Origin of the sequence: Caballeronia sp. M1242 (assembly GCF_017220215.1) — a bacterium.
In the GTDB taxonomy this organism is placed as follows: Bacteria; Pseudomonadota; Gammaproteobacteria; order Burkholderiales; family Burkholderiaceae; genus Caballeronia.
Genome location: NZ_CP071129.1, coordinates 1,303,063 through 1,316,533, shown reverse-complemented (window position 1 = coordinate 1,316,533; position 13,471 = coordinate 1,303,063). Strand labels below are relative to the sequence as shown.

Genomic DNA, 13,471 nt, shown 5'->3' with positions numbered 1-13,471 from the left:
CGCCCCCGCGCGTCGTGTGGCTCCCGAAACTCAGGTCCGCTCGGCGATATATGCCTTCACGACAGCCGCATCGGCAGGAACGATATCGAACCTTTGTGGCAGTTTTTCAAGTCCCACGAATGCCGCCGGCCGCTCTGGCTCGCGTTCGAGCGCCTCGCGGATGGTTTCGCCGAATTTGATCGGCTGAGCCGTCTCCAGCACGATCATCGGCACGCCGGGCTTGAGATTCTCGCGCGCGACCTTCACGCCGTCCGCCGTGTGCGTGTCGATCATCGTGTCGTAACGCTCGAAGACGTCGCGGATGGTCCGCACGCGGTCGTCGTGGCCGCTCTTGCCCGACACGAAGCCGAACTGCTTCACGCGCGCGTAATCGCCGCTCGCCGCGAGATCGAACCCGCCCTTCTCTTCGACATCGCGGAAAAGCTGCACGACGCGCGCCGGATCGCGGCCGAGCAGGTCGTACACGAAGCGCTCGAAGTTCGACGCCTTCGAGATGTCCATGCTCGGCGATGTCGTGTGATACGTTTCCGCCGCGCCGCGCACGCGATACACGCCCGTCCTGAAGAACTCGTCGAGCACGTCGTTCTCGTTCGTCGCGACGACGAGCTGGTCGATCGGCAGGCCCATCATCCGCGCGATATGCCCCGCGCACACGTTGCCGAAATTGCCGGACGGCACGGTGAACGACACACGCTCATCATTGCTCTTCGTCGCGGCGAAATAGCCCTTGAAGTAGTAGACGACCTGCGCCACGACGCGCGCCCAGTTGATCGAATTGACCGTGCCGATCTTGTGCTTTGCCTTGAACGCGTGATCGTTCGACACCGCTTTCACGATGTCCTGGCAGTGGTCGAAGTTGCCTTCCACGGCCAGATTGAAGATGTTCGGGTCCTGCAGCGAAAACATCTGCGCGGTCTGGAACGCGCTCATCTTCTTGTGCGGCGACAGCATGAAGACGCGCACGCCCGTCTTGCCGCGCATCGCGTATTCGGCGGCGCTGCCCGTATCGCCCGACGTCGCGCCGAGGATGTTCAGTTCCTCGCCGTGCTTGGCCAATGCGTACTCGAACAGATTGCCGAGCAGTTGCATGGCCATGTCCTTGAACGCGAGCGTCGGACCGTTCGAGAGTTCCAGCAGCGAAAGCGGCGCGCCGTTTTCCACGCCGAGCGTCTTGAGCGGCGTGATCTGCGACGCGCTTTCCTCGTGGCGCACGTTGCTGTAGACCTGCGCCGTGTACGTCTTGCGCGTGAGTGAGCGCAGGTCGTCGGCGGGAATGTCGTCGCTGAATTTCGAGAGCACTTCGAACGCGAGATCCGCGTACGACAGCGTGCGCCAGCGCTCGAGTTCATCGGCCGATACGCGCGGATACTCCGCCGGCAAGTACAAGCCGCCGTCCTTCGCGAGACCGCCGAGCAGGATGTCGGAAAACGTGTGGCGCTCGCCGGTGCCGGCGCCGCGCGTCGAAATGTAGTTCATGTCACTGTCCTGCGCTTAATTGAGGGCTGCGATGCGCAGCTTCGTCACCTTCGAGACCACCGTCGCGAGCGCCTCGATCTCGGCGATCGCCGCGTTCGCGTTCTTTTCCACGGTCTCGTGCGTGATGAGGATGATGTCCGTTTCGCCCTCGTGGGCGCCATCGACTTGTTGCGATTCCTTTTGCAAGAGCGCGTCGATGGAAATGCCCTTGTCCGCCAGAATGCGCGTGATGTCGGCGAGCACGCCCGTGACGTCCGCCACGCGCAGCCGCAGGTAATAGCCGCTCGTGATCTCGTCGATCGGCAGAATCGGCGTGTTCGAAAGACTATCGGGCTGGAAAGCCAGATGCGGCACGCGATGCTCCGGATCGGCGGTATGCAGCCGCGTGACGTCCACCAGATCGGCGACCACGGCCGATGCCGTCGGCTCCGCGCCCGCGCCCTTGCCGTAGTAGAGCGTCATGCCGACCGCGTCGCCGTGCACGACGACCGCGTTCATCGCGCCTTCGACATTCGCGAGCAGGCGCTTTTCCGGCACGAGCGTCGGATGCGTGCGCAGCTCGATGCCCTTCTCCGTGCGCCGCGCGATGCCGAGCAGCTTGATGCGATAGCCGAGATCCTCGGCGTAGCGAATGTCGATCGCCGCGAGCTTGCTGATGCCTTCCACGTACGCGCGGTCGAACTGCACCGGCACGCCGAACGCAATCGCGCTCATGATCGTGATCTTGTGCGCGGCGTCGACGCCTTCGATGTCGAAGGTCGGATCGGCTTCCGCGTAGCCCAGCTCCTGCGCGGCCGAAAGCGCCGTCGCGAAGTCGATGCCGCGGTCGCGCATCTCCGAAAGAATGTAGTTCGTGGTGCCGTTGATGATGCCCGCGATGGCCTCGATGCGGTTCGCGGTCAGACCCTCGCGCAGCGCCTTGATGATCGGAATACCGCCCGCCACCGCCGCCTCGAACGCGACCATCACGCCTTTCGCGCGCGCCGCTTCGAAGATCTCCGTGCCGTGGACCGCGAGCAGCGCCTTGTTCGCGGTCACGACGTGCTTGCCGTTGGCGATCGCGCGCAGCACCAGTTCCCGCGCGAAGCCCGTTCCGCCGATCATTTCGCACACGATATCGATGGCAGGATCGTCGACGACCGAGTGGAAGTCGTCGGTAATGGCAACGCCCTCCGCAGCCTTCGCCTTGGCCGGCGTGCGCACCGCGATGCGCGCGATCTCGATGCCGCGGCCCGCGCGTCGTTTGATTTCTTCCTGATTGCGCCGCAGCACCGTGAAGGTGCCGCTGCCCACCGTGCCGAAGCCCAAGAGTCCTACTTTGATCGGTTCCATACTGCGCGAGTCTTATAAAGGGAGATTTAAGCGGAGTGCCGTTTGCGATAGCCGTCGAGAAAGCGCGCGATGCGGTTGATCGAATCGGCCAGATCGTCGATGTTCGGCAGGAAGACCACGCGGAAATGATCCGGCGTCGGCCAGTTGAAGCCGGTGCCTTGCACGAGCAGAACACGTTCTTCGAGCAGCAGATCGGTGATGAACTGCTGGTCGTCGGCGATCGGGTACATCTTCGGATCGAGCTTCGGGAACATGTAGAGCGCGGCCTGCGGCTTCACGCAGCTTACGCCCGGAATGGCCGTGAGCATGTCGTAGGCGAGATCGCGCTGCTTGAAAAGCCGTCCGCCCGGCACGATCAGGTCGTTGATGCTCTGATAGCCGCCGAGCGCCGTCTGAATGGCGTACTGGCCGGGAACGTTCGGGCACAGGCGCATCGACGCGAGAATGCCGAGCCCTTCGAGATAGTCTTTCGCGCGGCGACGGTTCTCCTCGATCAGCCCCGAAATCGCCATCCAGCCCGCGCGATACCCGCACGAGCGATAGCTCTTCGAGAGGCTATTGAACGTGACCGTGATGACGTCCTCTGACAGGGCGGCCATCGACGTATGCGTCTTGCCGTCGTAGACGATCTTGTCGTACACCTCGTCCGCGAAAATGATGAGACCGTGCTCGCGCGCGATGCCGATCAGTTCCAGCAGCAGTTCGTCCGAATACAGCGCGCCCGTCGGGTTGTTCGGATTGATGACGACGAGCGCCTTCGTGTTCGGCGTGATTTTCGCGCGAATATCGTCGAGATCGGGCATCCAGCCGTTGCCTTCCTCGCACATGTAGTGGCGCGGCGTGCCCGCCGAGAGGCTCACGGCCGCGGTCCACAGCGGATAGTCGGGCGCGGGCAGCAGCACTTCGTCGCCGTCGTTCAGAAGCGCCTGCATGGCCATCACGATCAGCTCGGACGCGCCATTGCCGATGAAGATGTCGTCCAGTTCGACGCCCGCCACGCCCTTTTGCTGCGTGTAGTGCATGATCGCCTTGCGCGCCGCGAACACGCCCTTCGAGTCCGAATAGCCCGACGAGCCGGGCAGATTGCGGATCATGTCCTGAATGATCTCGTCCGGCGCCTCGAAGCCGAACGGCGCCAGATTCCCGATATTCAGCTTGATGATGCGATGCCCTTCCTCTTCGAGGCGCTTCGCGTGTTCGAGCACGGGACCGCGGATGTCGTAGCAGACGTTTTGCAGCTTGTTGGATTTAAGGATCGGTTTCACGGCTAGCGGCTCTTTTGTTGAACGGGCTGTCGGGTTCGCTTGTTGTGCGGCTGCTGAAGCGGGCGATTTCGGCGGCCACCGCGCCGTCCGGACGCGCGGCGCCGCTCGAAGTATCGCCGAAGTGTCGACGAGTATCGACGAAACAGCGCCGGACAGGCAAAGCGGGATGTTACGGAGTTGTGCGGCCGACCCAGCCGTTTGACTTTGCGCAATGGCCGGCGCCGCGATTGACGCCGGGCCAGATAGGGCAAGGGCGCTGCCGGCCGGATTGCGTGTCGATGGCGGCTTGTGGCGGCACGCGAGCGCAACGGGCGCCGCAAGCGAACCCGGCGGCCGGAAAGTTATAATTTACTGATTATGGCTCAGTTCCGCAATGCACCATCGTGCACCATCGGCGGGAGCGTTTCGCCCCGTTGACGCGGTGCGCCGCGCCGGATCGGGCGCCGCGCGTCAGCCGGAACCGGGCCCGCCCCCTCTTTCCTTGCCGGATCATCGTTTTGAAACTTCATCAGGAATCCAGCGGCGCGCTCAACACCATCACGAGCTACGGCGAAGGCTTCGTGGCCGTCAATCTCCAGCGCCACGAAGGCAGCGTGATCATCGTGCCGGACGCGCCCGTGCAGGACTGGCCCGTCACCGCGTTCGACGCCCTCACCCCCGCCGACTTCGACGCGCTCATCGAAGCCGCGCCCGAAGTGGTGATCTTCGGCAGCGGCTCGAAGCTGCGCTTTCCGCATCCGCGCCTCGTCGCGAATCTGGCGAAGCATCGCATCGGCGTCGAGACAATGGACTTCGGCGCGGCCTGCCGCACCTACAACATTTTGATGTCAGAGGGGCGGCGCGTCGCCGCTGCGCTTTTGATCGAAGGGTGATGTCACCCCGAGATTCAATAAGCGTCCGATAAGCCGGGGTCAGGCACACTCGCGGGTCGCGGGCTGCGCGTGCCCTATCCGCGTGCGCCAAATTGACGAATCGCGGCCGCGCGTGCGATACACTCCCGCCCGGCGCGCACGCCACCGCGTCCCGCACGTCATGGCCGTTGCGAGCGAACTTCGGCGGCGCATGCGTGCCTGAAGATGCGGCGCGCGCCGGAAGCACCGGGCGCATGAAAGCGCCGGCATCGCGCCTCGCCAAGCCATTTCGAATCACTAGCGCCGCAATTGCGGCATCGGACAGGTCGACTTCATGAACGATACGCCTTCGCGGCTACCGCTCACACGTCTTTCGCTCATTCTTCTGGTACTCGTGCTCGCGATCGTCTGGTTCGCGCCGCTCGGCCTGCGTCATCTGGTGCCGAGCGACGAAGGCCGCTACGCCGAAATGGCGCGCGAGATGTTCGCGACCGGCGACTGGATCACGCCGCGCTACAACGGCTACAAGTATTTCGAGAAGCCGCCGCTGCAAACCTGGGCAAACGCGCTGACGTTCGCGTGGTTCGGCATCGGCGAATGGCAGGCGCGGCTCTATACCGCGCTCACCGGCTTCGCGGGCGTGCTGCTCGTCGGCTACACCGGCACGCGCGTGTTCAACGCGATGACCGGTTTCGCCGCCGCCGTGATCCTCGCGACCTGCCCGTACTGGAACCTGATGGGCCACTTCAACACGCTGGACATGGGCCTGTCGTTCTGGATGGAGGTGACGCTCTGCGCGCTGCTGCTCGCGCAGCGGCCCGGCCTGCCGACGCGGCAGGTGCGGCTGTGGATGTGGCTCTGCTGGGCCGCGATGGCCGCCGCCGTGCTCTCGAAGGGCCTCGTCGGGCTGATTCTGCCGGGCGCGGTGCTCGTGCTCTATTCGCTGGTTTCGCGCGACTGGGCGCTGTGGAAGCGGCTTTATATCGGCAGCGGGCTGATCGTGTTCCTCCTCGTCGCCGCGCCGTGGTTCGTGCTCGTGCAGATGAAGAATCCCGAGTTCTTCGATTTCTTCTTCATCGTCCAGCAGTTCAAGCGCTATCTGACGCCCGAGCAGAACCGCCCCGGCGCGTTCTATTACTTCGTGCCGGTGCTGATCGTCGGGTTCCTGCCGTGGCTGTCCATCGCGTTCCAGAGCGTGCGCCACGGCATCAAGACGCCGCGCCAGCCGAACGGCTTCGCGCCGGTGACGATGCTGCTCATCTGGTCCGCCTTCATCTTCCTGTTCTTCAGCGCCTCGCACTCGAAGCTGATTTCGTACGTGTTGCCTATCGCGCCAGCCATCGCGCTCGTGTTGGGGCTCTATTTGCCGTCGCTCACGCGCAGCCAGTACCGCAGGCACCTGATCGGATATGCGGTGTTCCTGATCGCCGCGGCGTTCGGCGCAATTTTCATCGGCCGGGCTGGCAGCGCGAATACGCCGAACGCGCTGTATCGCGAGTTCCAGGTGTGGGTCTATGCGGCACTCGCGGTGGCCTTCGTCGTGACGATCTTCGCGCTGTGGCTGAACCGTCGCAGCGTGCTCGCGGGCGCGGCGGGACTCGGCGCGGCGTGGCTGCTGCTCGGGACCATCGCGGGCACGGGCCACGATGTGTTCGGCACCGACAGCTCGGGCGTGAAGCTCGTGCCCGCCGTGAAGGCCGCGATGGCGGAGCTGCCGCCGGACGCGCCGTTCTATTCGGTGGCGAAGCTCGATCACACGATGCCCTTCTACCTCGGCCATACGATGATCATGGTGCAGGAAGCCGACGAGCTGAACTTCGGCGTGCATGCTGAGCCGCAGAAGTGGCTGCCGACGCTCGACGACTGGGTGAAACAATGGGACGCCGACCGCTACGCGCTTGCGCTGCTGCCGCCGTCGCGCTATGACGAGATGCTCGCGCGCCATGTGCCGATGCAGGTCATCGCCCGGGACGCGCGCCGCGTGATCGTCGAAAAGCCGCAGCCCTGATGGCGCGGCGCCGCCCCGCCACGGTGCCGCCAGCGCACGAGCGTTCGGCATCCGGCGGCGAACCGAGTATCCTTATTCTTCATCGATGAACCCGATATCCTTCACTTGCATCGTCATCGGCGTATTGTTGAACGCGTGCGCCCAACTGTTGCTCAAAGCAGGCGTGAATGCCGTCGGCCATTTCGACATGACGCCGGCGAACATTCTGCCGGTCGGCTTCAAGATCGCGACGCAGTGGCCTATCATCGGCGGCCTCGCGTGCTACGTCGTGAGCGTGGTCGTGTGGATTGTCGGGCTGTCGCGCGTGGACGTGTCGCTTGCCTACCCGATGCTCTCGCTCGGCTACGTCGTCAACGCGTTCGCGGCATGGTATTTGTTCGGCGAAGTGCTGTCGGTGCAGCGGCTCGTCGGCATCGGCATCATTCTCGTCGGCGTGGCCGTGCTCGCGCGCGGCTGACCCCGGATTCTCTCCACACTCTTTAAGCACACACTCCATGACTCAGACCTCGCGGCCGTTCCTGCCCTTCGTCAAGCCCGAGATCGACGAAGAGACCATCCAGGGCGTCGTCGACGTGCTGCGCTCCGGCTGGATCACCACCGGCCCGCAGAATCAGCAGTTCGAAGCGGAGTTGTCGGCGTACTTCGGCGGCCGTCCGGTGCGCGCGTTCAATTCCGGCACCTGCACGATGGAGATCGCACTGCGGATCGCGGGCGTCGGCGCGGGCGACGAGGTCATCACCACGCCGATGACCTGGGTCTCGACCGCGAACGTGATTCTGGAAGTGGGCGCCACGCCGGTTTTCGTCGATATCGACCCGGTCACGCGCAACATGGACCTGAACTTGCTGGAACGCGCGATCACGCCGCGCACGAAGGCGCTGATGCCGGTGTATCTCGCGGGCTTGCCGGTGGACATGGATCGGCTCTACGAGATCGCGCGCGCCCACAAGCTGCGCGTGATCGAAGACGCCGCGCAGGCGGTCGGCGCAAGCTGGCGCGGCAAGCGCATCGGTTCGTTCGGCGATCTGGTGTCGATCAGCTTTCACGCGAACAAGAACGTGACGTCGATCGAAGGCGGCGCGCTCGTGATGAACAACGAGGACGAAGCGGAACTCGCGCGCAAGTACCGGCTGCAGGGCATCACGCGCACGGGCTTCGACGGCATGGACTGCGACGTGCTGGGCGGCAAATACAATCTCACGGATGTCGCGGCGCGCGTCGGGCTAGGATCGCTCCGCCGGATCGAGTCGATCACCGAACGCCGCCGCGAACTGGCGCGTCTCTACTTCGACGCATTCGAAGGCGGCGCGGCGGCGCGGCTCGGTGTCGGGCTGCCAGTGAAGAACTTCGCCGACAGCAACTGGCACATGTTTCAGATCGCGCTGCCGCTGGACAACCTGCGCCTCACGCGGGCGGAGTTCATGGCGCAACTGAAGGAGCGCAACGTCGGCAGCGGCGTGCATTATCCGGCGCTGCATCTGTTCACGCTGTACCGTGAGCGCGGGTTCAGGGAAGGCATGTTCCCGCACGCGGAGCGCTTCGGCGCGAGCACCGTGACCTTGCCGCTCTTTCCCGGCATGAGCGCGGACGATGTCGCGCATGTCGTGAAGTCCGTCGACGAAATCTGCGAGCAGTATGGACACAATCGTTAAGGAAACGCACAGCCACATGAGTCATACCGATTTTCCGGCGAGTTCGCCCGAGGTCTCGGTCATCATTCCGGTGTACAACGAGGAGGACGGTCTCGCCGCCCTCTTCCAGCGCTTGTACCCGGCACTGGATGCGCTCGGCGCGTCGTATGAAGTCATCTTCATCAACGACGGCAGCCGCGACAAATCGGCCGCGCTTCTCGCGCAGCAGTTCCACGCGCGCCCCGATACCACGCGCGTCATTCTGCTCAACGGCAACTACGGCCAGCACATGGCGATTCTCGCGGGCTTCGAGCAGTCGCGCGGCGAGATCGTCGTGACGCTCGACGCCGATCTGCAGAATCCGCCGGAAGAAATCGGCAAGCTCGTCGCGAAGATGCGCGAGGGCTACGACTACGTCGGCACCATCCGCCAGCAGCGGCAGGACAGCCTGTGGCGCAAGAAGGCTTCGCGCGCGATGAACCGCCTGCGCGAGCGCATCACGAAGATTCGCATGACCGACCAGGGCTGCATGTTGCGCGCGTACAGCCGGCACATCATCGATACGATCAACCGCTGCGGCGAGATCAACACGTTCATTCCGGCGCTCGCGTACACGTTCGCGCAGAATCCGATCGAAGTGGACGTCGCGCACGAGGAACGCTTCGCGGGCGAATCCAAGTACTCGCTCTATAGCCTGATCCGCCTGAACTTCGACCTCGTCACCGGTTTCTCGGTGGTGCCGCTGCAATGGCTGTCGTTCATCGGCGTGATTCTGTCGGTCGGCTCCGCGGGCCTGTTCGTGCTGCTCTTGATTCGCCGCTTCATGTTCGGCGCGGAAGTTCAGGGCGTGTTCACGCTCTTCGCCATCACGTTCTTCATGCTCGGCGTGATCATCTTCGCGCTCGGGCTGCTCGGCGAATACATCGGCCGCATCTATCAGCAGGTGCGCGCGCGTCCGCGTTATCTCGTGCAGACCATTCTCGAACAGCGCGACGGGCTTTCCATCGCAAGCAAGCCGATGCAGGAACCCGTGCAGCCGGTCGCCGCCGCCGTGATCGGCCGCGAGGAACCGGGCCGATGAAGCCGCGCGCCGTCGTCTTCGCGTATCACAACGTCGGCGTGCGTTGTCTGCAAGTGCTGCTCGCGCGCGGCGTGGACGTCGCGCTCGTCGTCACGCACGAGGACAGCGCGAGCGAGAACATATGGTTCGGCAGCGTCGCGCAGGTCGCGGCGGAACGCGGGATAGAAGTCATCACGCCGGCCGATCCCAAAGCCCCGGAAGTGCACGAAGCCGTGGCTAAAGCCGCGCCCGATTTCATCTTTTCGTTCTATTACCGGCACATGCTGCCCGTCGCGCTGCTCGCGCTTGCGAAGCGCGGCGCGTACAACATGCACGGCTCGCTCTTGCCGAAGTATCGCGGCCGCGTGCCGACCAACTGGGCGGTGCTCAACGGTGAGACTGAAACCGGCGCGACGCTGCACGAAATGGCCGAAAAGCCCGACGCCGGCGCGATCCTCGCCCAGACGCCCGTGCCGATCCTGCCGGACGACACCGCCGCGCAGGTCTTCGATAAGACCGTGGTCGCCGCCGAACAGACGCTCTGGCGCGTGCTGCCCGCCCTGCTCGCGGGCGAAGCGCCGCATCTGCCGAACGATCTCGCCGCCGGCAGCTATTACGGCGGTCGCAAGCCGGAAGACGGCCGCATCGACTGGACGCAGCCGGGAGAGCGCGTCTACAACCTGATTCGCGCGGTCGCGCCACCTTATCCGGGCGCCTTCACCGATATCGGCGAGCATCGCTTCATCGTCGCGCGCGCGCGGCTCGTGCCGCCGACCGGCGCGCCCGGCATCCCGCCCGCGCGGCTCGCGGCAATGGCCAGTTTGCCGCCGGGCCTGACGGTGACGGATAATGCGCTGTTTGGCGTCTGCGGCGATGGCCGCGTGATCGCCGTGTACGAGCTGCGTCACCGGCTGCTCGATAGCGCGTCGCAACCTTTGGGCGAAGAACGCGCCGTCGATTCCGCCGAATTCGGCCGACTCATTCAATCCTCTCGTCATTCATGAAAAAAGTTCTCATCCTGGGCGTCAACGGCTTCATCGGCCATCACCTGTCCAAGCGCATCCTCGAAACCACCGACTGGGAAGTCTTCGGGATGGACATGCAAACCGATCGTCTGGGCGACCTCGCGAATCACGAGCGGATGCATTTCTTCGAAGGCGACATCACCATCAACAAGGAGTGGGTCGAGTATCACGTGAAGAAGTGCGACGTGATCCTGCCGCTGGTTGCCATCGCCACGCCCGCGACTTACGTGAAGCAGCCGCTGCGCGTGTTCGAACTGGACTTCGAGGCGAACCTGCCGATCGTGCGTTCGGCCGTGAAGTACGGCAAGCATCTCGTGTTTCCGTCGACGTCCGAGGTGTACGGCATGTGCACCGACGAGCAGTTCGACCCGGAAAACTCCGTGCTCTCGTACGGTCCCATCAACAAGCCGCGCTGGATCTACGCGTGCTCGAAGCAGCTGATGGACCGCGTGATCTGGGGCTACGGCATGGAGGGGCTCAACTTCACCCTCTTCCGCCCGTTCAACTGGATCGGCCCGGGCCTCGACTCCATCTACACGCCGAAGGAAGGTTCGTCGCGCGTGGTGACGCAGTTCCTCGGCCATATCGTGCGCGGCGAGAACATCAGCCTCGTGGATGGCGGCGCGCAGAAGCGCGCATTCACCGATATCGACGACGGCATCGGCGCGCTGATGAAGATCATCGAGAACAAGGACGGCGTGGCGACGGGCAAGATCTATAACATCGGCAATCCGAAGAACAACTTCTCGGTGCGCGAACTGGCGAACAAGATGCTCGCGCTCGCGGGCGAGTTTCCGGAATACGCGGACACGGCCAAGCAAGTGCAACTCGTGGAAACGTCGTCGGGCGCGTACTACGGCACGGGCTATCAGGACGTGCAGAACCGCGTGCCGAAGATCGACAACACCATGCAGGAACTCGGCTGGGCGCCGCAAGCCACGATGGACGACGCGCTGCGCAAGATCTTCGAGGCGTATCGAGGACACGTGGGCGAAGCCCGCAAGCTCGTCGAACAGGCGTAAGAAAGCAGCGTGGCCCGCATCGTCCTCAAGATCGACGTCGATACGCTGCGCGGCACGCGCGAAGGCGTGCCGAACCTCGGGCGCCTGCTCGACAAGTACAACGCCCGCGCGACGTTCCTCTTCAGCCTCGGCCCGGATCACACCGGCTGGGCGCTGCGCCGCGTGTTCCGGCCCGGCTTTCTGCAAAAGGTGTCGCGCACGTCGGTGGTCGAACACTACGGCATCAGGACGCTGATGTACGGCGTGCTGCTGCCGGGGCCGGATATCGGCCGGCGCGCGGTGTCGGAGATGCGCGCGATTCACGAAGCCGGCTTCGAGTGCGGCATCCATACGTGGGATCACGTCTACTGGCAGGACAACGTGCGCTCGCGCGACCGCGCGTGGACCGTCGCGCAGATGGAGCAGAGTCACGCGCGCTTCGTCGAGATTTTCGGCGCGCCGCCCGTCACGCACGGGGCGGCCGGCTGGCAGATGAACGGCTACGCGTTCGAGCAGATCGACGCCTGGGGCATGCGCTATGCCTCCGACGGCCGCGGACACACGCCGTACATTCCGGTGCTCGATGGCCGCACGCTCGCGCATATCCAGATGCCGACCACGCTGCCCACGCTCGACGAAGTGCTCGGCGTGAACGGCGTCGACGAGAGCAACGTCGCGGCGCACGTCTTGCGTCATACCGCGAATAATCCGCACGATCAGGTGTTCACGCTGCACGCCGAGCTCGAAGGCCAGAAGCTCGCGCCGGTATTCGAGCAGCTGCTCGCGGGCTGGCGCGCGCAGGGACACAGCTTCGCCACGATGGGCGACTATCATGCGACGCTCGACCGCGCGAGCTTGCCGTCTTATCCGGTGACGTGGGGCGAGATCCCGGGCCGCGCAGGCGAGCTGATCGTGCAGCCGGGCTGAGACGCCGTTTTGCATCGGCGATACACAGCGAACACAAGACAACAACAGGAGAAACCTTCGTGCCAGTCGCAGTCGACCAGCCCGTTCCCGACTTCACCGCGCCCGCCACGGGCGGCGAGTTCACGCTTTCCAGCCTGCGCGGCCAGAAAGTCGTGCTCTTCTTCTATCCGAAGGACAACACGCCGGGCTGCACCACGGAGAGTCTGCAATTTCGCGACCACTACGACCAGTTCAAGGCGGCCGGCGCGGAAATCGTCGGCATCTCGCGTGACAGCGTGAAGTCGCACGACAACTTCAAGGCCAAGCTGGAGCTGCCCTACACGCTCGTCTCCGACGCCGACGAAGCCATTTGCTCGCTGTTCGACGTCATCAAGATGAAGAAGATGTACGGCAAGGAAGTGCGCGGCATCGAGCGCTCGACCTTTCTGCTCGACGCCGACGGCGTGCTGCGGCGCGAGTTTCGCGGCATCAAGGTGCCGGGGCACGTGGAGGCCATCGTCGAGGCTGTACAAGCCATTTGAGGCACGTTATATTGATTCGCAATGAGCGCCTGTCCACCCCATTCCTCAAGCCTTTGCGCGAGCCGCCGCATGCCGTTTGGCGCGGTCGGCATGGACCCGGGCTATGTGGAACGGGCACGGCGCAGGCGCTCTGAAAGAGAAGTCAGCCGCTGGTTCCGGTAGCCGGAACGGCGGCTTTTTTATTGGTGTCGCGCGCTTCCTCGCTTTTGTCGTGGGCGCGACGCAACCTCAAGGAGCAGATCGAAACCTAGGCGAACCGGCGTTTTCGACAACGAAGCGCGCCACCGGGCGCAAACTGCGGCACACGTAGCTTACGGGCGGACGAGCAGGATGCGACAGGCGGCGCACGATACACGACCCGATTCCTTTCGAGG

12 protein-coding genes are annotated in these 13,471 nt (G+C 64.2%); 9 read left to right on the top strand and 3 right to left on the bottom strand.

Going from position 1 to position 13,471, the window contains the following annotated elements; all coding sequences use genetic code 11:
• Positions 1 to 30: 30 nt before the first annotated feature.
• From thrC to JYK05_RS06105, 3 genes are read right to left on the bottom strand one after another with little or no spacing between them, the layout of a single operon-like run.
• On the bottom strand, positions 31 to 1,476 hold the full coding sequence (thrC, locus tag JYK05_RS06115; RefSeq protein WP_175940257.1) for a threonine synthase: 1,446 nt from the start codon (positions 1,474 to 1,476) through the stop codon (positions 31 to 33).
• A gap of 15 nt (positions 1,477 to 1,491) precedes the next feature.
• Complete coding sequence (locus JYK05_RS06110; RefSeq protein WP_175940256.1) at positions 1,492 to 2,808, bottom strand: homoserine dehydrogenase; 1,317 nt, start codon at positions 2,806 to 2,808, stop codon at positions 1,492 to 1,494.
• A 26-nt stretch (positions 2,809 to 2,834) separates the two neighbouring features.
• A complete protein-coding gene (locus tag JYK05_RS06105; protein ID WP_206468098.1) occupies positions 2,835 to 4,073 on the bottom strand; it encodes a pyridoxal phosphate-dependent aminotransferase in 1,239 nt (412 codons plus the stop codon).
• 497 nt (positions 4,074 to 4,570) lie between these two features.
• Between JYK05_RS06105 and JYK05_RS06100 the strand changes: the two genes are divergently transcribed.
• From JYK05_RS06100 to JYK05_RS06060, 9 genes are all read left to right on the top strand, one after another.
• On the top strand, positions 4,571 to 4,945 hold the full coding sequence (locus JYK05_RS06100; RefSeq protein WP_175940254.1) for an Mth938-like domain-containing protein: 375 nt from the start codon (positions 4,571 to 4,573) through the stop codon (positions 4,943 to 4,945).
• 313 nt (positions 4,946 to 5,258) lie between these two features.
• Complete coding sequence (locus JYK05_RS06095) at positions 5,259 to 6,932, top strand: glycosyltransferase family 39 protein (RefSeq protein ID WP_206468097.1); 1,674 nt, start codon at positions 5,259 to 5,261, stop codon at positions 6,930 to 6,932.
• 85 nt (positions 6,933 to 7,017) lie between these two features.
• Positions 7,018 to 7,389 carry an SMR family transporter gene (locus JYK05_RS06090; protein ID WP_175940252.1) on the top strand — a complete coding sequence of 124 codons (372 nt, stop codon included), beginning with the start codon at positions 7,018 to 7,020 and terminating at the stop codon, positions 7,387 to 7,389.
• Between the two features lie 37 nt (positions 7,390 to 7,426).
• The gene (locus tag JYK05_RS06085) at positions 7,427 to 8,584 is read left to right on the top strand and encodes a DegT/DnrJ/EryC1/StrS aminotransferase family protein (RefSeq protein ID WP_206468096.1); all 1,158 of its coding nucleotides are present in this window, start codon (positions 7,427 to 7,429) and stop codon (positions 8,582 to 8,584) included.
• A gap of 16 nt (positions 8,585 to 8,600) precedes the next feature.
• Complete coding sequence (locus JYK05_RS06080) at positions 8,601 to 9,644, top strand: glycosyltransferase (protein ID WP_206468095.1); 1,044 nt, start codon at positions 8,601 to 8,603, stop codon at positions 9,642 to 9,644.
• Positions 9,641 to 10,627: a formyltransferase gene (locus tag JYK05_RS06075; protein ID WP_206468094.1), complete on the top strand. Its 987-nt coding sequence runs from the start codon at positions 9,641 to 9,643 to the stop codon at positions 10,625 to 10,627. Before JYK05_RS06080 ends, JYK05_RS06075 begins: the two co-directional genes overlap by 4 nt.
• Positions 10,624 to 11,670 (top strand): bifunctional UDP-4-keto-pentose/UDP-xylose synthase, encoded by a 1,047-nt coding sequence (locus JYK05_RS06070; RefSeq protein ID WP_206468093.1) that lies wholly within the window; start codon positions 10,624 to 10,626, stop codon positions 11,668 to 11,670. The genes JYK05_RS06075 and JYK05_RS06070 overlap by 4 nt, the downstream gene beginning before the upstream one ends.
• 9 nt (positions 11,671 to 11,679) lie before the next feature.
• Positions 11,680 to 12,576, top strand: coding sequence for a polysaccharide deacetylase family protein (locus JYK05_RS06065; RefSeq protein ID WP_206468092.1), 897 nt, complete (start codon positions 11,680 to 11,682; stop codon positions 12,574 to 12,576).
• Between the two features lie 59 nt (positions 12,577 to 12,635).
• On the top strand, positions 12,636 to 13,097 hold the full coding sequence (locus JYK05_RS06060) for a peroxiredoxin (RefSeq protein WP_206468091.1): 462 nt from the start codon (positions 12,636 to 12,638) through the stop codon (positions 13,095 to 13,097).
• Positions 13,098 to 13,471 lie beyond the last annotated feature (374 nt).

Coding starts and splice junctions, on each gene's coding strand:
- thrC (WP_175940257.1), bottom strand. CDS start 1,476: ATGAACTACATTTCGACGCGCGGCGCCGGCACCGGCGAGCGCCACACG.
- JYK05_RS06080 (WP_206468095.1), top strand. CDS start 8,601: ATGAGTCATACCGATTTTCCGGCGAGTTCGCCCGAGGTCTCGGTCATC.
- JYK05_RS06110 (WP_175940256.1), bottom strand. CDS start 2,808: ATGGAACCGATCAAAGTAGGACTCTTGGGCTTCGGCACGGTGGGCAGC.
- JYK05_RS06075 (WP_206468094.1), top strand. CDS start 9,641: ATGAAGCCGCGCGCCGTCGTCTTCGCGTATCACAACGTCGGCGTGCGT.
- JYK05_RS06070 (WP_206468093.1), top strand. CDS start 10,624: ATGAAAAAAGTTCTCATCCTGGGCGTCAACGGCTTCATCGGCCATCAC.
- JYK05_RS06090 (WP_175940252.1), top strand. CDS start 7,018: ATGAACCCGATATCCTTCACTTGCATCGTCATCGGCGTATTGTTGAAC.
- JYK05_RS06095 (WP_206468097.1), top strand. CDS start 5,259: ATGAACGATACGCCTTCGCGGCTACCGCTCACACGTCTTTCGCTCATT.
- JYK05_RS06085 (WP_206468096.1), top strand. CDS start 7,427: ATGACTCAGACCTCGCGGCCGTTCCTGCCCTTCGTCAAGCCCGAGATC.